The following is a 21,650-nucleotide window of genomic DNA, read 5'->3' on the forward strand; positions in this document are numbered from 1 at the left end:
ATTGCCAGTTGGAATAAGAAAGGACTTCATGAAACGTCTGCTGCTAACTGCGGTTCTCACCGTATTGATGATCGCCGAAGTTCACGCCGAGTCCTTCACTATCTCTGATATTCGCGTCAATGGCCTCCAGCGGGTCTCCGCGGGTAGCGTCTTTGGTGCCTTGCCGTTGAACGTCGGCGAGCAGGCGGATGATCGTCGCCTGGTGGAATCCACTCGTGCGTTGTTCAAAACCGGTTTCTTTCAAGATATCCAGCTGGGCCGCGAAGGCAACGTTCTGGTGATCACTGTCGTCGAGCGTCCCTCGGTCGCCAGTATCGAGATCGAAGGCAACAAGGCGATCTCCACCGAAGACCTGATGAAGGGCCTCAAACAATCCGGTCTGGCCGAAGGCGAAATCTTCCAGCGCGCGACCCTCGAAGGTGTTCGTAACGAGCTGCAACGTCAATATGTTGCGCAAGGTCGTTACTCGGCTACCGTCGATACAGAAGTGGTCTCGCAGCCGCGCAACCGTGTCGGTCTGAAAGTGAAGATCAACGAAGGCACCGTCGCAGCCATTCAGCACATCAACGTGGTAGGCAACACGGTTTTCCCCGAGGAAGACCTGACCGACCTGTTCGAACTGAAAACCACCAACTGGCTGTCGTTCTTCAAGAACGACGACAAGTACGCCCGTGAAAAGCTGTCCGGTGACCTGGAGCGTCTGCGCTCCTACTACCTGGACCGCGGCTATATCAACATGGATATCGCTTCGACCCAGGTGTCGATCACCCCGGACAAGAAGCACGTCTACATCACCGTCAACGTTAACGAAGGCGAAAAGTACACCGTTCGTGACGTCAAACTCAGCGGTGACCTGAAAGTCCCTGAAGACCAAGTCAAGTCGCTCTTGCTGGTGCAGAAAGGTCAGGTGTTCTCGCGCAAGCTGATGACCACCACGTCCGAACTGATCACCCGTCGTCTGGGTAACGAGGGTTACACCTTCGCCAACGTCAACGGCGTGCCACAACCGCACGACGAAGATCACACCGTCGATATCCTGTTTGCTGTCGATCCGGGCAAGCGTGCCTACGTCAACCGCATCAATTTCCGTGGCAATACCAAGTCCGAGGACGAGGTGCTGCGTCGTGAAATGCGTCAGATGGAAGGTGGCTGGGCTTCGACCTACCTGATCGACCAGTCCAAGACTCGTCTGGAGCGTCTGGGCTTCTTTAAAGAAGTCAACGTTGAGACCCCGGCCGTGCCAAGTGTCGACGACCAGGTTGACGTGAACTACAGCGTTGAAGAACAGGCTTCCGGTTCGATCACCGCCAGCGTCGGTTTCGCCCAGAGCGCCGGTCTGATCCTCGGTGGTTCGATCACCCAGAACAACTTCCTCGGTACTGGTAACCGTGTGAGCGTGGGCCTGACCCGCAGCGAATACCAGAGCCGCTACAACTTCGGCTACGTTGACCCCTACTGGACCGCCGATGGCGTGAGCCTGGGTTACAACGCGTTCTACCGCACCACCGACTACAAAGACCTCGACGTCGACGTAGCGAGCTATGCGGTAGACAGCCTGGGTGCCGGCGTGAACGTGGGCTACCCGATCAGCGAGACTTCGCGTCTGACCTTCGGTCTGTCCGCTCAGCAGGACGAGATCAAGACCGGTACCTACACCGTTGACGAGATTTTCGACTTCGTTAACAAGGAAGGCGACAAGTACCTGAACTTCAAGGCTTCGGCCGGCTGGTCCGAATCCACATTGAACAAGGGTGTGCTGCCGACTCGCGGTCGTTCCCAGAGCCTGACGCTGGAAACCACCATTCCAGGCAGCGATCTGTCGTTCTACAAACTTGATTACCGTGGCCAGCTGTTCCAGCCGATCAGCGAAAACTACACCCTGCGTCTACACACCGAACTGGGTTATGGCGACGGTTACGGTTCGACCGACGGCTTGCCGTTCTATGAAAACTACTATGCTGGTGGTTTCAACTCGGTCCGTGGTTTCAAAGACAGCACCCTTGGCCCGCGAAGCACGCCAAGTACGGGTAGTAACCCAGGCACCCTGAGAGACCCGGACCAGGATCCGCTGCCGTTCGGTGGTAACGTCCTGATCCAGGGCGGTGTTGAAGTTCTGTTCCCGCTGCCGTTCGTCAAGGATCAGCGTTCCCTGCGTACTTCGGTATTCTGGGATGTCGGTAACGTATTCGACTCCAAGTGTTCCGATACTACGAACGCCAACGGTACGAAATCGAACACCCAATGCAACGACATCAGTCTGAGCAACATGGCCAGTTCCGTCGGTGTCGGCGTAACCTGGGTCACCGCACTGGGCCCGCTGAGTTTTGCACTGGCGATGCCGATCAAGAAACCGGATGACGCTGAAACTCAAGTGTTCCAATTCTCCCTCGGCCAGACGTTCTAAGCGTCTGACCCAAGACAACGACAATGGATTTTGTAGGAGTGCATCGTGCGTAAGTTGACTCAATTGGTTCTCCTGGCCTCCGTACTGGTGGCAGGCCCGGCATTTGCCGACATGAAAATCGCCGTTCTGAACTATCAGATGGCTCTGCTGGAATCCGACGCGGCCAAGAAATACGCCGTGGATGCCGAGAAGAAATTCGGTCCGCAACTGACCAAGCTCAAGACCCTGGAGAGCAGCGCCAAGGGCATTCAGGACCGTCTGATGGCCGGTGGCGACAAGATGCAGCAAGGCGAGCGCGAGCGTCTGGAGCTCGAGTTCAAGCAAAAGGCCCGTGACTTCCAGTTCCAGTCCAAGGAACTGAACGAAGCCAAGGCTGTTGCCGACCGCGAAATGCTCAAGCAACTGAAGCCGAAACTGGATAGCGCAGTGGAAGAAGTCATCAAGAAAGGTGGTTTTGACCTGGTGTTCGAGCGTGGCGCAGTCATCGATGTCAAACCTCAGTACGACATCACGCGCCAGGTTATCGAGCGCATGAATCAGCTGAAGTAACCCATGACCGTGACCATCAAGCTCGGCCAGTTGGCCGAGCTCCTCGGCGCTACCCTGACTGGCGACCCCGAGAAGCAAATTACTGGGCTAGCCACCTTGCAGGAGGCTGGCCCAGCTCAGTTGAGCTTTCTGGCAAACCCCCAATACCGTAAATACCTGGCTAACTCGCAAGCTGCGGCCCTGTTGCTCAAGGCTGCCGACGCCGAAAGTTATGCCGGTGATGCGCTGGTGGTGCCGGATCCTTATCTGGCTTACGCACGCATTTCCCATTTGTTCGATCCGAAGCCCAAGGCAACTGCCGGCGTTCATCCGACGGCGGTGATTGCCGAGGATGCCGTGGTCGATCCGAGCGCCAGTATCGGTCCCTTCGTGGTGATCGAGTCCGGTGCGCGAATCGGCGCAGACGTAACGCTCGGTGCGCATTGCGTCGTCGGTGCCCGCAGTGAAATCGGTGAGGGCGGCTGGCTGGCACCGCGGGTCACGCTGTATCACGATGTGCGGATCGGCAAGCGGGTGGTGATCCAGTCCGGTGCCGTGCTCGGCGGTGAAGGCTTCGGCTTTGCCAACGAGAAGGGCATCTGGCAGAAAATCGCCCAGATCGGTGGCGTGACCATCGGTGACGATGTGGAGATCGGCGTGAATACCGCCATCGACCGCGGCGCACTGGCCGATACCGTGATCGGCAATGGTGTGAAGCTCGACAACCAGATTCAGATCGCCCACAACGTGCAGGTCGGTGACCACACCGCCATGGCCGCGTGCGTGGGGATTTCCGGCAGCACCAAGATCGGCAAGCACTGCATGCTCGCCGGGGGGTTGGCCTGGTAGGGCACATCGATATTTGCGACAACGTATTCCTGACCGGAATGACCATGGTGACCCACTCGATTACCGAGCCGGGTGCCTACTCTTCCGGCACAGCTATGCAACCTGCGGCCGAATGGCGCAAAAGCGCGGCCCGTATTCGTCAGCTCGATGACATCGCGCGACGTTTGAAACAGCTGGAAAAGCGGTCCGGGGAAGTGACCCCTGACGGTAATGCTTCATCTGAAGGCTGATACCATTTCCATATCAAGTGTGCACAGCCTCTGGACTGCCTCCTTGATTTGCTAGAGGAGTGCGCGTCAGTCGCGCTCCCAATCTTTACATAGGCTTCCCCCGAAATGATGGACATCAACGAGATTCGCGAATACCTGCCTCACCGTTACCCGTTCCTGCTGGTGGACCGGGTAGTGGAGCTGGATACGGAAGGCAAGCGCATTCGCGCCTACAAGAATGTCAGCATCAACGAACCGTTCTTCAATGGTCACTTCCCTGCGCACCCGATCATGCCGGGCGTGCTGATCATCGAAGCCATGGCTCAGGCTGCCGGGATCCTTGGTTTCAAGATGCTTGACGTGAAACCCGCCGACGGCACCCTCTACTACTTCGTCGGTTCCGACAAACTGCGCTTCCGCCAGCCAGTGCTGCCGGGCGATCAGTTGATCCTCGAAGCCAAGTTCATCAGTTGCAAGCGTCAGATCTGGAAGTTCGAATGCCAGGCTTCGGTCGATGGCAAGCCGGTCTGCTCGGCTGAAATCATCTGTGCGGAACGCAAGCTATGAGTTTGATTGACCCTCGCGCAATCATCGATCCGTCGGCCGTCCTGGCTGATGGCGTCGAGGTCGGCCCGTGGTCGATCATCGGTGCAGGTGTGGAAATCGGCGAGGGAACGGTCATCGGGCCACACGTGATCCTCAAAGGTCCGACCCGTATCGGCAAGCACAACCGCATCTACCAGTTTTCCTCGGTAGGCGAAGACACGCCGGACCTGAAATACAAGGGCGAAGAAACCCGCCTGGTGATTGGTGACCACAACGTCATCCGCGAAGGCGTGACGATTCACCGTGGCACCGTTCAGGATCGGTCCGAAACGACCCTGGGCGATCACAACCTGATCATGGCCTATGCCCACATCGGCCATGACAGCGTCATCGGCAATCATTGCATCCTGGTCAACAACACCGCGCTGGCCGGCCATGTGCACGTCGCTGACTGGGCGATTCTGTCCGGTTTCACCCTGGTGCATCAGTATTGCCATATCGGCGCCCACAGCTTTTCCGGCATGGGCACTGCGATCGGCAAGGATGTACCAGCGTTCGTCACCGTATTCGGCAACCCGGCCGAAGCGCGCAGCATGAACTTCGAGGGCATGCGCCGTCGCGGTTTCAGCGAAGACGCCATTCACGCTCTGCGCCGCGCATACAAAACGGTGTATCGCCAGGGTCTGACAGTCGAACAGGCGCTGGCCGAACTGGCCGAACCCTCTGCCCAGTTCCCGGAAGTCGCGATGTTCCGTGACTCCATCCAGTCGTCGACTCGCGGCATCACCCGCTGACCATGGCCAATCTGCGTATTGCGCTGGTGGCGGGGGAGGCTTCCGGTGACATTCTGGGCGCCGGGCTGATGCGCGCCCTCAAGGCACAGCATCCTGCGGTGGAGTTCATCGGTGTCGGCGGTCCGTTGATGCAGGCCGAGGGCCTGACCTCCTATTTTCCGATGGAGCGTTTGTCGGTCATGGGGCTGGTGGAAGTCCTGGGGCGGCTGCGTGAACTGCTCAAGCGCCGCAAGGACCTGATCGCGACGCTTATCGCTGAAAAACCGGATGTATTCATCGGCATCGATGCGCCGGACTTCAACCTCAATATCGAACTCAAGCTGCGTCAGGCCGGGATCAAGACCGTGCACTACGTCAGCCCTTCGGTGTGGGCATGGCGGCAGAAGCGGGTCCTGAAGATCCGCGAAGGCTGCGACCTGATGCTCACGCTGCTGCCATTCGAAGCCAGATTCTACGAAGAGAAGGGCGTACCGGTGCGGTTCGTCGGCCATACGCTGGCCGACACCATTCCACTGGAGGCCGATCGCAGTGCGGCGCGTGCCGAACTCGGTCTGCCGGACGGTCCGCTGGTGGCTTTGATGCCCGGCAGCCGGGGCGGCGAAGTCAGTCGTCTGGGTGCGCTGTTCCTCGATACCGCCCAACGTCTGCGTGCCATGCGTCCCGGCGTGCGTTTCGTCATACCGTGCGCCAACCCCGAGCGTCGTGCCCAGCTCGAAGAGCTGCTGGCCGGTCGCGATCTGCCGGTGACCCTGCTCGATGGCAAATCCCATCTGGCCCTGGCAGCTTGCAATGCGGTACTGATCGCGTCGGGTACGGCAACCCTGGAAGCGCTGCTGTACAAGCGTCCGATGGTCGTGGCCTACCGGCTTGCACCCCTGACGTTCTGGATTCTCAAACGCATGGTCAAGAGTCCGTACGTGTCCCTGCCGAACCTGCTGGCTCAGCGATTGCTGGTCCCGGAATTGTTGCAGGATGATGCGACGGTCGAAGCGCTTGCCCAGACCCTGTCGCCGTTGATCGACGGTGGCGAAGAGCAGACTCGTGGCTTCGACGAGATCCATCGCACTCTGCGCCTGGACGCTTCCAATCAGGCGGCTGACGCCGTTCTGAACCTGATCGGGCAAACACGATGAGCAAGACAAGCATGCAGATGGGCCTGGATTTCACCTTGGTCGCCGAAGTCGAAGAACTGGTGGCCGGTGTCGATGAAGTCGGTCGCGGCCCGTTGTGCGGTGCGGTCGTCACGGCGGCGGTGATCCTCGACCCGAACCGCCCGATTCTCGGTCTCAACGACTCGAAAAAACTCACCGAAGCCAAGCGCGAAAAGCTCTACGACGAAATCTGCGAGAAGGCTTTGAGCTGGTGCATCGCCCGCGCCGAAGTCGAAGAGATCGACGAACTGAACATCCTTCATGCCACCATGCTGGCCATGCAGCGCGCGGTCGCCGGCCTGCACATCCAGCCGAAACTGGCGATGATCGATGGCAATCGCTGCCCGAAACTGCCGATGCGTTCCGAAGCGGTGGTCAAGGGCGACAGCAAGGTCCCGGCCATCGCCGCGGCCTCGATTCTGGCCAAGGTCAGCCGCGATCGCGAGATGACGGCGTTCGAATTGATCTATCCGGGTTACGGCATCGGTGGCCACAAAGGTTACCCGACGCCCGTTCATCTGGAAGCGCTGGTGCGTTTGGGGCCGACGCCGATTCATCGGCGTTCTTTTGCCCCGGTTCGGCAGGCTTATGAAGCGCTGGAAGGCCTGACGCCGGTTTAGCGGCGAGGCTGATGTTTTATTCGAGGCCCGGTACAATCCGGGCCTTGTTGTCTCTATGTAACTGGACAGGATCACTATGCCGGCTTCATTCGTTCATCTACGCCTGCACACTGAATACTCCCTGGTCGACGGGCTGGTGCGGATCAAACCGCTGGTCAAGGCCTTGACCAGCATGGGCATGCCGGCCGTTGCGGTGACCGATCAGAACAACATGTGTTCGCTGGTCAAGTTCTATAAAAACACCATGGGCGCCGGGATCAAGCCGATCTGCGGCGCCGACCTGTGGCTGTCGAACAAGGACCCCGATGGTCCGCTGAGCCGCATCAGCCTGCTGGTCATGAATGCCCAGGGCTATCGCAACCTGACCGAGCTGATTTCCCGTGGCTTCATCGAAGGTCAGCGCAACGGCATGATCATCATCGAGCGCGAATGGGTCGCCGAGGCCAACGAAGGCCTGATCATGCTGTCCGCCGCCAAAGAGGGCGAGATCGGCATGGCCATGATCGGCGGCAATCCCGCCGAGGCCGAAACCCTGACGCGCGAATGGATGGCGGTGTTCCCGGATCGTTTTTATCTGGAAGTCCAGCGCACCAACCGTCCGAACGATGAAGAACAGCTGCACGGCGCCGTCGCCCTGGCCGACAAGCTCGGTGCTCCGCTGGTCGCCACCAACGATGTGCGGTTCATCAAGCAGGAGGATTTCGAGGCTCACGAAACCCGCGTCTGCATCGGCGAAGGCCGGGCCCTCGACGATCCGCGCCGTTCAAAGAACTACAGCGACCAGCAGTATCTGAAAAGCGCCGAGGAAATGGCCGAGCTGTTCAGCGACCTGCCGGATGCGGTGGAAAACACCGTCGAGATCGCCAAGCGCTGCAACATCGACGTGAAGCTGGGCAAGCACTTCCTGCCTGACTACCCGATCCCCGATGGCATGACCATCGACGAGTATTTCCGCAAGGTGTCGTTCGATGGTCTGGAAGAGCGCCTCAGCGTGCTGCTGCCCAAGGACACCACCGAAGATTACGAGGCCAAGCGTCAGGTCTACGTCGACCGGCTGAATTTCGAGCTGGATATCATCATTCAGATGGGGTTCCCCGGTTATTTCCTGATCGTGATGGACTTTATCCAGTGGGCCAAGAACAACGGCGTGCCGGTGGGGCCGGGCCGGGGGTCGGGTGCCGGATCGCTGGTGGCCTATGTACAAAAGATCACCGACCTCGACCCGTTGGAATATGACCTGCTGTTCGAACGCTTCCTCAACCCGGAACGGGTATCGATGCCCGACTTCGACGTCGACTTCTGCATGGATGGTCGCGACCGGGTGATCGATTACGTGGCCGAAAAATACGGTCGCAATGCTGTAAGCCAGATCATCACTTTCGGTTCCATGGCGGCGAAGGCTGTGGTCCGCGACGTTGCGCGGGCCCAGGGCAAGTCGTTCGGCCTGGCGGATCGCCTGTCGAAGATGATTCCGTTCGAAGTCGGCATGACCCTGGAAAAGGCCTACGAACAGGAAGAAATCCTGCGCGACTTCATCAAGGTCGATGAAGAAGCGGCGGAAATCTGGGAAATGGCACGCAAGCTCGAAGGTGTGGTGCGTAACGTCGGTAAGCACGCCGGTGGTGTGGTGATCGCGCCGACCAAACTGACCGACTTCTCGCCGATCTATTGCGACGAGGCCGGCGACGGTCTGGTAACCCAGTTCGACAAGGACGACGTCGAGGCAGCGGGTCTGGTGAAGTTCGACTTCCTCGGCTTGCGGACCCTGACGATCATCGACTGGGCGCTCAAGACCATCAACCGCGACCGCGCCAAGGTCAACGAGCCACCGCTGGACATCGCGTTTATCCCGCTCGATGACAAGCCGACTTATCAGCTGCTGCAAAAAGCTGAAACCACCGCGGTGTTCCAGCTTGAATCCCGTGGCATGAAAGAGCTGATCAAAAAGCTCAAGCCCGACTGCCTCGAAGACCTGATCGCACTGGTGGCCCTGTTCCGTCCGGGCCCGCTGCAATCGGGCATGGTGGATGACTTCATCAACCGTAAGCACGGTCGCGCGGAACTGGCGTACCCACACCCGGATTACCAGTACGAAGGCCTGCAACCGGTGCTGGCGCCGACGTACGGCATCATCCTGTATCAGGAACAGGTGATGCAGATCGCCCAGGTCATGGCCGGTTACACCCTCGGTGGTGCGGACATGCTGCGTCGGGCGATGGGTAAAAAGAAACCTGAGGAAATGGCCAAGCAACGCGGCGGTTTCATCGAGGGTTGCGCGAAGAACAACATCGACGCGGATCTGGCCGGTAACATTTTCGACCTGGTAGAGAAATTCGCCGGTTACGGCTTCAACAAATCCCACTCCGCCGCCTACGGTCTTGTGTCGTACCAGACTGCCTGGCTGAAGGCTCACTACCCGGCGCCGTTCATGGCTGCGGTACTGTCGGCGGATATGCACAACACCGACAAGGTCGTGACCTTGATCGAGGAAGTGCGCACGATGAAGCTGCGGCTCGACGCGCCGGACGTGAACACTTCGGAGTTCAAGTTCACGGTGAACGACGAAGGCCGCATCGTGTATGGTCTGGGCGCAATCAAAGGCGTCGGCGAAGGCCCGGTGGAGGCGATCACCGAGGCCCGTCAGGCCGGTCCGTTCAAGGATCTGTTCGACTTCTGCGCCCGGGTCGACCTCAAACGCATCAACAAGCGCACGCTGGACGGTCTGATCCGCAGCGGCGCGCTGGATCGCCTCGGTCCGTTCTTCCATGACGAGCAAAAGGCTTATCAGGCCAATATCGACCGCAATCGCGCGGTCTTGCTGGCGGCGATGGAAGAAGCCATCAAGTCGGCCGAACAGACTGCGCGCACCCGAGACAGTGGTCATGCCGACCTGTTTGGCGGGTTGTTCGTCGAGGAAGACGCAGACGTTTACGCGCTGCATCGCAAGGCCAAGGAGTTGACCCTCAAGGAACGCCTCAAGGGTGAAAAGGACACTCTTGGCCTGTACCTGACCGGCCATCCGATCGACGAATACGAAGGTGAAATCCGCCGGTTTGCCCGTCAGCGCATCATCGACCTGAAACCGGCCCGCGACACCCAGACCGTGGCGGGGATGATCATTGCCCTGCGGGTGATGAAGAACAAAAAGGGCGACAAGATGGGCTTCATCACCCTCGACGACCGCTCCGGGCGGATCGAGGCGTCGCTGTTCGCCGATGCGTTTCACTCCGCGCAATCGCTGCTTCAGACCGATGCGATGGTGGTGGTCGAAGGTGAGGTCAGCAACGATGACTTCTCCGGTGGCCTGCGGCTGCGGGTCAAGCGGGTGATGAGCATGGAAGATGCGCGCACCAACCTCGCCGAGAGTCTGCGCCTGAAGTTGCAGACCCAGGATCTTAAAGGCGATCAGCTACGCTGGTTGGGTGATTTGCTCAAGCGTCATCGCGGGGCGTGCCCGATCACCATGGAATACACCAGTCCCGATGCGAAGACCTTGCTGCAGTTTGGCGAGACCTGGCGGATCGACCCGGCGGATGCCTTGATTCAAGCCCTGCGTGACCAGTTCGGGCGAGACAACGTCTTCCTCCAATACCGTTGACCGGCAGGTGCAATCAAAGCGCCTGCCCACAACCTGAATTTTTAATCTCGACCTCAGCGCGCCTCTCCCTTAAGGTAGGGCGCGAATAGACAACCGGCCGGCCCAAGCTCATTTGGGACACGACCCAAGACGGACGCCTATGAACCCGAATTTTCTAGATTTCGAACAGCCGATCGCCGACCTGCAAGCCAAGATCGAAGAGTTGCGCTTGGTCGGTAATGACAATTCGCTGAATATCGGCGATGAGATCTCCCGCCTGCAGGACAAGAGCAAGACGCTGACCGAAGACATCTTCGGCAAGCTGACCAGCTGGCAGATCGCACGTCTGGCGCGTCACCCGAAACGTCCTTACACCCTGGACTACATCGACCACATCTTCACCGAGTTCGACGAACTGCACGGTGACCGTCACTTCTCCGACGACGCAGCCATTGTGGGCGGCGTGGCACGTCTGGAAGACCAGCCAGTGATGGTGATCGGTCACCAGAAGGGCCGTGAAGTGCGTGAAAAGGTACGCCGCAACTTCGGCATGCCGCGTCCGGAAGGCTACCGCAAGGCTTGCCGCCTGATGGAAATGGCCGAGCGTTTCAAGATGCCGATCCTGACCTTCATCGACACCCCGGGCGCCTACCCAGGGATCGACGCCGAAGAGCGCAACCAGAGCGAAGCGATCGCCTGGAACCTGCGCGTCATGGCTCGTCTGAAAACCCCGATCATCGCCACCGTGATTGGTGAAGGTGGTTCGGGCGGCGCACTGGCGATCGGCGTGTGCGACCAGTTGAACATGCTGCAGTACTCGACCTACGCGGTGATCTCGCCGGAAGGTTGCGCTTCGATTCTGTGGAAAACCGCAGAGAAGGCGCCGGATGCTGCTGAAGCGATGGGTATCACCGCCGAGCGTCTGAAAGGCCTGGGCATTGTCGACAAAGTGATCAGCGAGCCTCTGGGCGGCGCTCACCGCGACCCGGCTGCGGCCGCCGCATCGATCCGCGCCGAGCTGAGCTCGCAACTGGCCATGCTGAAGAAGTTCGACAACGAAGCGCTGCTCAAGCGTCGTTACGATCGTCTGATGAGCTACGGCCTCTGATCGAACGCCATTTTGGCTGACAATACAAAACACTGTGGGAGCGGGCTTGCCCGCGAATGCGATGTAACATTCAACAACTGTGTTGGCTGTTTCACCGCATTCGCGAGCAAGCCCGCTCCCACTTTTGGTTTGTGAAAAGGTAGAAAAATGGGTCAGCCCTCGATTGATTTGCCTTCCAGGCTTCTGCGCAGTCTCGCGTCCTGGCTCGATGCGGCTCATTGGCGTATCGCTTTCTCGGGCGGCCTCGACTCCACCGTCCTGCTGCACCTTCTGGCAACTCTCGCCAAATCCGAATCCCTTCCGCCGCTAAGCGCAATCCATGTTCATCACGGTCTTCAGGCCGCGGCCGATGCGTGGCCGGCGCATTGCCAGGCTGTCTGTGATGCCTTGGGCATTCCATTGCAGATTGTTCACGTGACTGTGCAAAAGGGCGCCAGCCTTGAGCGTGCGGCGCGGGATGCTCGTTATGCGGCATTCACTTCGGCGACTCGGATCAATGATGTCTTGATGACGGGCCAGCACCGCGACGATCAGGCCGAAACGCTGTTGTTCCGCCTGCTGCGTGGCGCCGGTGTGCGCGGGCTGTCCGGAATGCCGGCCACGCGAGCGCTGGGGCAGGGCAGTCTGGTTCGGCCGTTGCTCGACGTCGCGCGTTCAGAGCTGCAAGCCTATGCACAGGACCATGGCCTGCTCTGGGTCCAGGACCCGTCTAATCAGGATCGACAGTTTTCGCGCAACTACCTGCGCCATCAGGTCATGCCGCTGCTGGCTGGTCGCTGGCCTCAGGCTCACGCCAGCATGGCCCGCAGTGCGGCGCATCTGCGTGAGGCGCAAGGCTTGCTCGATGAGCTGGCGCAAATCGATCTGGCTCAAGCGAGCATGCCCGGTGGTTTCGAGTGGTCAGGATTGCCATCACTGGAGTTTGCGGCGATCGCGGGCTTGTCCGATGCCCGCCAACGAAACGCTCTCAGTCACTGGCTTGAGCCGCTGACCCGACTGCCGGATACCGACCATTGGTCGGGTTGGATCGACCTGCGCGATGCCGGTAACGATGCCGCTCCGGTGTGGCGTCTGGCGGATGGCGAGCTACACCGAAGCGTCGGTCGTCTGTGGTGGCTCAGCGGGCAATGGTTGCGTACGCCGGTGGTCAGCGGCAGCTGGCACGACCTGTCGTCAGCGCTACGCTTGCCCCATAACGGGCATGTCATGTTTATCGGCCAGACTCCCGTGGGGCCGCTGCAAATCCGCTACCGTCAGGGCGGCGAGGTGATGGATCTGGCAGGGCGCGGTCATCGCGATCTCAAGCGCCTGCTCAATGAGCGCGCGGTGCCGGGTTTCGTGCGTGGCAGATTGCCGCTGCTGTTTCGCGATGAAGAATTGCTCGCCGTGGCGAACCTGCCGGGGCTCGACGGCAATGCGCTGCAAGGCTGGCGATTGCATTGGCAGCCTTCGGACGAAGATCAAGGTTTGAGATGAAGGGGGCATTCCGGTAGACTACGCTCCCTTCTTGATACAACTTCTGTGGATTCGCCTGAATTGCAGGAGTTGCCGATTACCAAGCAGTCTTTGCTGGGCGATTCCAAAAAATGTGTAGCGAGCAACGTACCGGTGTTTTCACTTCCGGTCTGTCCCAACGCGGCGGTTTTTTTGAAAGGTGCACTGTGATTAATGCAGGTGATCGGGGGCTTCGGCCTTCCTTCGCTTTCCCCGGCGGCTCGGACCGCTTTAACGCAGACTTCTAGGGTTTTTCATGACGCGCTACATATTCGTCACGGGCGGTGTTGTTTCTTCTTTGGGGAAAGGCATTGCATCGGCTTCATTGGCGGCCATCCTGGAGGCGCGGGGGCTTAAGGTCACCATGCTGAAGCTGGATCCGTACATCAACGTCGACCCGGGCACCATGAGCCCGTTCCAGCACGGTGAAGTGTTCGTCACCCACGACGGCGCCGAGACCGACCTGGACCTGGGCCACTACGAGCGGTTCATCCGCACGACCATGACCCAGAACAACAACTTCACCACCGGCCGTGTCTACGAGCACGTGCTGCGCAAAGAGCGCCGTGGTGACTACCTGGGTGCAACCATCCAGGTGATTCCGCACATCACCGACGAAATCAAGCGTCGCATCATCAAGGGTGCCGGCGATGCCGACGTGGCCCTGGTGGAAATCGGCGGTACCGTTGGCGACATCGAATCGCAACCGTTCCTCGAAGCCATTCGCCAGTTGCGTGTGGAAGTCGGTTCCAAGCGCGCGATGCTGATGCACCTGACCCTGGTTCCGTACATCGCCACCGCTGGCGAAACCAAGACCAAGCCAACCCAGCACTCGGTAAAAGAGCTGCGTTCGATCGGTCTGCAGCCAGACGTGCTGATCTGCCGTTCCGACCATCCGGTGGATGTGTCGTCGCGTCGCAAGATCGCGTTGTTCACCAACGTTGAAGAACGTGCGGTGATCTCCCTGGAAGACGTCGATACCATCTACAAGATCCCGGCCGTGCTGCACGCTCAGGGTCTGGACGATTTCGTCGTCGAGCGTTTCGGCCTGCAATGCAACGGCGCCGACCTGTCCGAGTGGGAAAAGGTCGTCGATGCCAAGCTCAATCCAGAGCATGAAGTCACCATCGCGATGGTCGGCAAGTACATGGAGCTGCTGGACGCCTACAAGTCGCTGATCGAAGCGATGAGTCACGCCGGCATCACCAACCGTACCAAGGTCAACCTGCGCTACATCGATTCCGAAGACATCGAGAACCAGGGCACCGCGCTGCTGGAAGGCGTCGACGCGATTCTCGTTCCGGGCGGCTTCGGTCTGCGTGGCGTGGAAGGCAAGATCACTGCCGTTCAGTACGCTCGCGAAAACAAGGTTCCGTACCTGGGTATCTGCCTTGGCATGCAAGTGGCGGTCATCGAGTTCGCCCGTAACGTGCTGGGCTGGAAAGATGCCAACTCCACCGAGTTCGATCGCGCCAGCGGCCATCCGGTTGTCGGTCTGATCACCGAGTGGGAAGACGCCACCGGCGCCGTTGAAGTGCGTACCGAAGCGTCCGACCTAGGCGGCACCATGCGCCTCGGCGCTCAGGAATGCCTGCTCGAACCCGGCTCCAAGGTGCACGACTGCTACGGCAAGGATGTGATTGTCGAGCGTCACCGTCACCGTTACGAAGTGAACAACAACCTGCTGCCGCAGATCATCGAGGCCGGCCTGAAGATTTCCGGTCGTTCTTCCGATGCCGCGCTGGTTGAAGTGGTCGAAGCACCGGATCATCCATGGTTCGTCGCTTGCCAGTTCCACCCAGAGTTCACCTCGACGCCACGCGATGGCCATCCGCTGTTCAGCGGCTTCGTCAAAGCAGCATTGGCTCAACATCAGAAGAAGGCGTAACCCCGATGGCACAGAAGATCATCCGCGTCGGCGACATCGAGATTGCCAACGACAAGCCCATGGTGCTGTTCGGTGGCATGAACGTGCTGGAAAGCCGTGACATGGCCATGCAGGTTTGCGAAGAGTATGTGAGGGTCACCGAAAAACTCGGTATCCCTTACGTGTTCAAGGCCAGTTTCGACAAGGCCAACCGTTCTTCTGTGACCTCCTATCGCGGTCCTGGCCTGGAAGAGGGTATGCGCATCTTCCAGGACATCAAACAAGCCTTCGGCGTGCCGATCATCACCGACGTCCACGAGCCTGACCAGGCCGCAGTCGTCGCCGAGGTCTGCGACATCATCCAGCTGCCGGCCTTTCTGTCGCGCCAGACCGATCTGGTTGTCGCGATGGCCAAGACCAATGCCGTCATCAACATCAAGAAAGCCCAGTTCCTCGCGCCTCAGGAAATGAAACACATCCTGAACAAGTGCGTGGAAGCGGGTAACGATCAGTTGATCCTCTGCGAGCGCGGTTCGAGCTTCGGCTACAACAACCTCGTGGTCGACATGCTCGGCTTCGGCATCATGAAGCAGTTCGAGTACCCGGTATTCTTCGACGTGACCCATTCGCTGCAGATGCCGGGCGGTCGTTCCGACTCCGCCGGCGGTCGCCGCGCCCAGGTCACCGACCTGGCCAAGGCTGGCATGAGCCAGTCGCTGGCGGGCCTGTTCCTCGAGGCGCACCCGGATCCGGACAACGCCAAATGCGACGGCCCTTGCGCCTTGCGTCTGGACAAACTGGAGCCATTCCTGGCCCAGCTCAAAGCCCTGGACGAACTGGTGAAGAGTTTTCCGACGGTAGAAACCGCGTAAACCTCAATTCTCCGGTAAAGTACCGCACGATTTGTCGCTCATGCCCTCGGGTATGAGCGTTGTCGTCTGCAAGCTGCCCGTTGCACAACACTTGCCGACGGTAAAAAGATTTCCTCTAGCTGCGTCGTTTTCGTCAACTTTGGAGTGTTTACAACAATGGCAAAAATCGTCGACATCAAAGGTCGTGAAGTTCTCGACTCCCGTGGCAATCCCACCGTGGAAGCGGACGTGCTTCTCGACAACGGCATCATCGGCAGCGCCTGCGCGCCGTCCGGTGCATCCACTGGCTCGCGTGAAGCACTCGAGCTGCGTGATGGCGACAAGAGCCGTTATCTGGGCAAGGGCGTGCTCAAGGCGGTAGCCAACATCAACGGTCCGATCCGCGATCTGCTGCTGGGCACCGACCCAAGCGACCAGAAAGCCCTGGATCACGCGATGATCAAGCTGGACGGTACTGAAAACAAAGCGACCCTGGGCGCCAACGCCATCCTCGCCGTCTCCCTGGCTGCGGCCAAGGCAGCTGCACAGGATCAGGACCTGCCGCTGTACGCTCACATCGCCAACCTGAACGGCACCCCGGGCGTTTACTCGATGCCGGTTCCGATGATGAACATCATCAACGGTGGCGAACATGCCGACAACAACGTCGACATCCAGGAATTCATGGTTCAGCCGGTCGGCGCCAAGTCTTTCTCGGAAGGCCTGCGCATGGGCACCGAGATTTTCCATCACCTGAAAGCCGTTCTGAAGGCCCGTGGCCTGAGCACTGCCGTGGGTGACGAAGGCGGTTTCGCGCCGAACCTGGCTTCCAACGAAGACGCGCTGAAAGTGATTTCCGAAGCCGTTGCCAACGCTGGTTACAAGCTGGGCACCGACGTGACTCTGGCGCTGGACTGCGCGGCCAGCGAGTTCTTCGAAGACGGCAAGTACAACCTGTCCGGCGAAGGCCAGGTGTTCACCGCTGAAGGTTTCGCCGACTACCTCAAAGGTCTGACTGAACGTTACCCGATCATCTCGATCGAAGACGGTCTGGACGAGTCCGATTGGGCTGGCTGGAAGATCCTCACCGACAAGATCGGCGCCAAGACCCAACTGGTTGGCGACGACCTGTTCGTGACCAACACCAAGATCCTGAAAGAAGGCATCGACAAGAAGATCGCCAACTCGATCCTGATCAAGTTCAACCAGATCGGCACCCTGACCGAAACCCTGGAAGCCATCCAGATGGCCAAGGCTGCCGGTTACACCGCCGTGATCTCGCACCGTTCGGGCGAAACCGAAGATTCGACCATCGCCGACCTGGCCGTGGGTACTTCGGCTGGCCAGATCAAGACCGGCTCTCTGTGCCGTTCCGACCGCGTTTCCAAGTACAACCAACTGCTGCGTATCGAAGAGCAGTTGAATGGCAAGGCCAAGTACAACGGTCGCAGCGAGTTTCGCGGCTGAGCAGTAAATGATAGAAAGACACCGGATTGTGTCGGAAAAGTCGTGACAGCGATGGATTTGCCACTAATCTGATGCCTTATATGCACAAGCCTGGATATTCCAGGCTTCGTGCTATCAGATGCTTCAAAGTTTTGGCGTGGCTGTCTTTTTTCACTGGATACCTGATATTCGATGCGCAGTCCTTACTGGTTGTTTCTCGTCTTGCTCTTGCTGCTGGCCGGTCTGCAGTACCGCCTGTGGGTGGGCAATGGCAGTCTGGCGCAAGTCGCCGAACTGAATCAGCAGATTGCTGAACAGCACGCCGAGAACGAAGCCTTGCTGGAGCGCAACCGGGTGATGGACGCTGAAGTCAGCGAGTTGAAGAAAGGCATGGAGACCGTTGAAGAGCGGGCTCGTCACGAACTGGGCATGGTCAAGGACGGCGAAACCCTTTACCAGTTGGCCCAATGATCGATTCCCTGCCGGCCTTCTGGGCCGTGATTCCTGCCGCGGGCATCGGTGCCCGTATGGCCGCGGACCGTCCCAAGCAATATCTGCAACTGGGCGGGCGCACAATTCTCGAACACAGCCTCGGCTGTTTCCTCGATCACCCGAGCCTCAAGGGGCTGGTGGTCAGTCTTGCCGTCGATGACCCTTACTGGCCGAACCTGGCCAGCGTCAGCGATCCGCGAATTCAGCGGGTCGACGGTGGAGCCGAACGTTCCGGCTCGGTACTCAATGCTTTGCTTCATCTGCATGCCCAAGGTGCCGACGATGAGGATTGGGTGCTGGTGCACGATGCGGCACGGCCCAATCTGAGCCGTGACGATCTCGACAAACTGCTCGCTGAACTGGCAAACGATCCGGTCGGCGGCTTGCTGGCCGTGCCGGCGAAGGACACCCTGAAACGGGTCGACAAACACGGTCGAGTGTTGGAAACCGTGGATCGCAGCGTGATCTGGCAAGCCTATACGCCGCAGATGTTCCGACTCGGTGCCTTACACCGGGCTTTGGCTGACAGTCTGGTGGCGGATGCAGTCATCACCGATGAAGCTTCGGCGATGGAGTGGGCCGGGTTGGCGCCGCGCCTGATCGAAGGCCGCGCGGATAATCTGAAAGTCACCCGCCCCGAAGATCTCGAATGGTTGCGCCAGCGCTGGGCCAATCGTCGTTAAATCCGGTACTCCGGCCGTTCGGCCAAACCTTCCTTGAGAAAATCCACCAGCTTGCGCACCTTGGGCGACAAGTGCCGCTGCTGTGGATACAACGCCCACACTGCCGTATTCGGCGGTTGATGCGCCTCCAACAAAGAAATCAACGCACCGCTGTGCAGATGTTCCAGCACGTAATAGTCCGGCAGCTGACACAATCCGACGCCTTGTAAGGCTGCATCCAGCACTGCTTGCCCACTGTTGCAGCGCCAGTTTCCCTGCACCCGTTGGGAAAATTCCCTCCCGTTTTGTTCAAGCTGCCAGATGTCCGAGCTGCCGATCAGGCAATTGTGTCGCCCCAACTCCGACAAACTGTGTGGGCGCCCGTACCGTTCCAGGTAGGAAGGCGACGCACACAAATACATGCGCCGCGGTGCCAGTCGGGTCGCCACCAGCCGGGAATCCTGAAGACGCCCCAGACGTATCGCCAGGTCCAGGCCTTCGTGCACCAGATCGAGTTGACGGTTGGTCAGTTCGATGTCGATGCGCAGTTGCGGGTAGTGACCCATGAAGCGCGTCACCAATGGCACGATGAAGCGTTCGCCATACGCCACGGCGCAGGTCATACGCAGCATGCCTTTGGGTTCGCTGGTCAGGTCGCCGACTGCGCGCAACGCTTCTTCGCGACCGTCCTGCAGGCGTTGACAATGTTGCAGGAAGGTCTGGCCGGCTTCGGTCAGTGTGACGCGCCGGGTGCTGCGGTACAGCAGTCGCGTCTGCAAACGCTCTTCCAGTCGTACGATTTGTCGACTGATGTGCGAGGAAGAAACGCCCAGGCGCTCGGCAGCCGCGGTGAACTGGCTGCATTCGGCAACGGCGACGAACTCGTCGATGCCTTCCCAGCGGTTTTCAGACATCGGGATTATCCCTGTATGGCAATAATGTTTTGCTCTTGCCCGGATTATTCATCAAGCGGCGCTGGACTACACTCCTTGTCTGGTTTTTATTCAATGGATTCACTGGAGAGTCAGCATGATCAAGTCGCGCGCCGCCGTTGCCTTCGAGGCCAAGAAGCCGCTGGAAATCGTAGAAGTCGATGTCGCCATGCCCAAGGCCGGTGAAGTGTTGCTGCGCGTGGTGGCTTCCGGGGTTTGCCACACTGACGCTTACACCCTGTCCGGCGCTGACCCGGAAGGTATCTTTCCGTCGATTCTCGGCCACGAGGGTGGCGCCATCGTTGAAGCGATCGGCGAAGGCGTGACTTCCGTGGCCGTCGGCGACCACGTCATTCCGCTGTACACCCCGGAATGCGGTCAGTGCAAGTTCTGCAAGTCGGGCAAGACCAACCTGTGTCAGGCCATTCGCACCACCCAGGGCAAGGGCCTGATGCCGGACGGCACTTCGCGCTTCTCCTACAAGGGCCAAACGATTTTCCACTACATGGGTACCTCGACGTTCTCCGAGTACACCGTGCTGCCGGAAATCTCCGTGGCCAAGATCTCCAAGGATGCGCCGCTGGAAAAGGTCTGCCTGCTCGGTTGCGGCGTGACCACCGGGATCGGTGCGGTGATCAACACCGCCAAGGTCAAACCGGGCGACACCGTGGCCATCTTCGGTCTCGGCGGTATCGGTCTGTCGGCGGTGATTGGTGCAGTGAAGGCCAAGGCTTCACGCATCATCGCCATCGACATCAACCCGGCCAAGTTCGAAATCGCCAAGCAACTGGGTGCCACCGACTGCGTGAACCCGAAAGACTTCGATCGTCCGATCCAGGAAGTGATCGTCGACATGACCGATGGCGGCGTCGACTTCTCCTTCGAATGCATCGGCAACGTGCAACTGATGCGCGCAGCCCTCGAGTGCTGCCATAAAGGCTGGGGCGAGTCGGTGATCATCGGCGTGGCCGGTGCTGGCCAGGAAATCGCCACCCGTCCATTCCAGTTGGTGACCGGTCGCGTCTGGCGCGGTTCGGCGTTCGGCGGCGTGCGTGGCCGTACCGAATTGCCAAGCTATGTCGACATGGCACAGAGCGGCGAAATCCCGCTGGACACCTTCATCACCCACACCATGGGCCTGGAAGACATCAACAAGGCCTTCGACCTGATGCACGAAGGCAAGAGCATCCGTACCGTCATTCATTTCTGATCAATCGCGATGCCACGGTTGCCAGTGTGCAGCCGTGGTTGCGTAGGAGTCTTACATGAGTCTGGAAAACATCTCCTGTCAGAAAAGTTTCGGCGGCTGGCACAAACGCTATCGGCATCGCTCCGAAGTGCTGGGCTGCGACATGGTGTTCGCCGTGTACCTGCCGCCGCAGGCAGAGCAGGGCGGCAAGTTGCCGGTGCTGTACTGGCTGTCGGGCCTGACCTGCACGGACGAGAACTTCATGCAGAAAGCCGGCGCGATGCGCATGGCGGCCGAACTCGGCCTGATCATCGTGGCGCCGGACACCAGCCCGCGTGGCCCGGATGTACCGGGTGATCCCGACGGGGCCTGGGATTTCGGTCTCGGTGCCGGGTTCTATCTGAATGCCACGCAGGAACCATGGTCGCGTCACTATCGGATGCATGACTATGTCGTGCAGGAATTGCCTTCACTGGTTGAAGCGCATTTCCCGGCCTCGGACAAGCGCAGCATCAGCGGCCACTCCATGGGCGGTCACGGTGCGCTGGTCTGTGCGTTGCGCAATCCGGGACGTTACCAGTCGGTGTCAGCGTTTTCGCCGATCAACAATCCGATGGATTGCCCGTGGGGTCAGAAAGCGTTCAGCCGCTATCTGGGCGAAGACCGTTCGAAATGGCGCGAATGGGATGCCTGTGCACTGATCGCCGACGCGGACGAGAAACTGCCTTTGCTGGTTGATCAGGGTGACCGCGACGACTTCCTCGCCACCCAGCTCAAACCCGAAGCCCTGCAACAAGCGGCAAAGCAAGCGGGTCATCCGCTGACGTTGCGCCTGCAACCGGGCTACGACCACAGCTATTTCTTCATTGCGAGCTTCATTGACGACCACTTGCAGCATCACGCGCGCGCTCTGAAGGGTTAATGCAGGTAG

17 protein-coding genes and 1 pseudogene are annotated in these 21,650 nt (G+C 59.4%); 17 read left to right on the forward strand and 1 reads right to left on the reverse strand.

What is annotated here, in order from left to right; all coding sequences use genetic code 11:
- The first annotated feature begins 28 nt into the window (after positions 1-28).
- The 15 genes and pseudogenes from bamA to ispD all read left to right on the forward strand — a co-directional run bounded on the left by bamA (position 29) and on the right by ispD (position 18,619).
- The gene (bamA, locus tag I5961_RS05630; RefSeq protein ID WP_227234587.1) at positions 29-2,404 is read left to right on the forward strand and encodes an outer membrane protein assembly factor BamA; all 2,376 of its coding nucleotides are present in this window, start codon (positions 29-31) and stop codon (positions 2,402-2,404) included.
- Between the two features lie 45 nt (positions 2,405-2,449).
- Complete coding sequence (locus tag I5961_RS05635; RefSeq protein ID WP_003222140.1) at positions 2,450-2,953, forward strand: OmpH family outer membrane protein; 504 nt, start codon at positions 2,450-2,452, stop codon at positions 2,951-2,953.
- Between the two features lie 3 nt (positions 2,954-2,956).
- Positions 2,957-4,011, forward strand: a pseudogene (lpxD, locus tag I5961_RS05640) (UDP-3-O-(3-hydroxymyristoyl)glucosamine N-acyltransferase).
- A 105-nt stretch (positions 4,012-4,116) separates the two neighbouring features.
- The gene (gene fabZ, locus I5961_RS05645) at positions 4,117-4,557 is read left to right on the forward strand and encodes a 3-hydroxyacyl-ACP dehydratase FabZ (protein WP_003222142.1); all 441 of its coding nucleotides are present in this window, start codon (positions 4,117-4,119) and stop codon (positions 4,555-4,557) included.
- A complete protein-coding gene (gene lpxA, locus I5961_RS05650; protein ID WP_085697333.1) occupies positions 4,554-5,330 on the forward strand; it encodes an acyl-ACP--UDP-N-acetylglucosamine O-acyltransferase in 777 nt (258 codons plus the stop codon). Before fabZ ends, lpxA begins: the two co-directional genes overlap by 4 nt.
- Before the next feature lie 2 nt (positions 5,331-5,332).
- A complete protein-coding gene (gene lpxB / locus I5961_RS05655; RefSeq protein WP_085697334.1) occupies positions 5,333-6,463 on the forward strand; it encodes a lipid-A-disaccharide synthase in 1,131 nt (376 codons plus the stop codon).
- An 11-nt stretch (positions 6,464-6,474) separates the two neighbouring features.
- The gene (gene rnhB, locus I5961_RS05660; protein WP_139832574.1) at positions 6,475-7,101 is read left to right on the forward strand and encodes a ribonuclease HII; all 627 of its coding nucleotides are present in this window, start codon (positions 6,475-6,477) and stop codon (positions 7,099-7,101) included.
- A gap of 76 nt (positions 7,102-7,177) precedes the next feature.
- Complete coding sequence (gene dnaE / locus I5961_RS05665) at positions 7,178-10,699, forward strand: DNA polymerase III subunit alpha (RefSeq protein ID WP_085702588.1); 3,522 nt, start codon at positions 7,178-7,180, stop codon at positions 10,697-10,699.
- Positions 10,700-10,838: 139 nt separating this feature from the next.
- Positions 10,839-11,786 carry an acetyl-CoA carboxylase carboxyltransferase subunit alpha gene (locus tag I5961_RS05670; protein WP_064379018.1) on the forward strand — a complete coding sequence of 316 codons (948 nt, stop codon included), beginning with the start codon at positions 10,839-10,841 and terminating at the stop codon, positions 11,784-11,786.
- Positions 11,787-11,933: 147 nt separating this feature from the next.
- Positions 11,934-13,262 (forward strand): tRNA lysidine(34) synthetase TilS, encoded by a 1,329-nt coding sequence (gene tilS / locus I5961_RS05675; RefSeq protein ID WP_227234589.1) that lies wholly within the window; start codon positions 11,934-11,936, stop codon positions 13,260-13,262.
- Positions 13,263-13,536: 274 nt separating this feature from the next.
- Positions 13,537-15,168, forward strand: coding sequence for a CTP synthase (locus I5961_RS05680; protein ID WP_085697338.1), 1,632 nt, complete (start codon positions 13,537-13,539; stop codon positions 15,166-15,168).
- A gap of 5 nt (positions 15,169-15,173) precedes the next feature.
- Positions 15,174-16,019, forward strand: coding sequence for a 3-deoxy-8-phosphooctulonate synthase (gene kdsA / locus I5961_RS05685; protein ID WP_085697339.1), 846 nt, complete (start codon positions 15,174-15,176; stop codon positions 16,017-16,019).
- 156 nt (positions 16,020-16,175) lie between these two features.
- Entirely contained in the window at positions 16,176-17,465 is a 1,290-nt protein-coding gene (gene eno, locus I5961_RS05690) for a phosphopyruvate hydratase (RefSeq protein ID WP_085697340.1), read from the forward strand.
- Positions 17,466-17,636: 171 nt separating this feature from the next.
- Positions 17,637-17,915: a cell division protein FtsB gene (gene ftsB / locus I5961_RS05695; RefSeq protein ID WP_085697341.1), complete on the forward strand. Its 279-nt coding sequence runs from the start codon at positions 17,637-17,639 to the stop codon at positions 17,913-17,915.
- The gene (gene ispD, locus I5961_RS05700; protein ID WP_227234591.1) at positions 17,912-18,619 is read left to right on the forward strand and encodes a 2-C-methyl-D-erythritol 4-phosphate cytidylyltransferase; all 708 of its coding nucleotides are present in this window, start codon (positions 17,912-17,914) and stop codon (positions 18,617-18,619) included. The genes ftsB and ispD overlap by 4 nt, the downstream gene beginning before the upstream one ends.
- Here the strand turns inward: ispD and I5961_RS05705 are convergent.
- The gene (locus I5961_RS05705) at positions 18,616-19,512 is read right to left on the reverse strand and encodes a LysR substrate-binding domain-containing protein (RefSeq protein ID WP_007954817.1); all 897 of its coding nucleotides are present in this window, start codon (positions 19,510-19,512) and stop codon (positions 18,616-18,618) included. The genes ispD and I5961_RS05705 overlap by 4 nt on opposite strands.
- Before the next feature lie 115 nt (positions 19,513-19,627).
- On the opposite strand from I5961_RS05705, the gene I5961_RS05710 reads away from it, so the two are divergent.
- Together I5961_RS05710 and fghA are read left to right on the forward strand one after the other, a co-directional pair.
- A complete protein-coding gene (locus I5961_RS05710) occupies positions 19,628-20,740 on the forward strand; it encodes an S-(hydroxymethyl)glutathione dehydrogenase/class III alcohol dehydrogenase (protein ID WP_085697343.1) in 1,113 nt (370 codons plus the stop codon).
- 55 nt (positions 20,741-20,795) lie between these two features.
- Positions 20,796-21,641 (forward strand): S-formylglutathione hydrolase, encoded by an 846-nt coding sequence (fghA, locus tag I5961_RS05715; RefSeq protein ID WP_085697344.1) that lies wholly within the window; start codon positions 20,796-20,798, stop codon positions 21,639-21,641.
- The last annotated feature ends 9 nt before the right edge of the window (positions 21,642-21,650 follow it).

Source organism: Pseudomonas sp. IAC-BECa141 (genome assembly GCF_020544405.1).
GTDB lineage: Bacteria > Pseudomonadota > Gammaproteobacteria > Pseudomonadales > Pseudomonadaceae > Aquipseudomonas.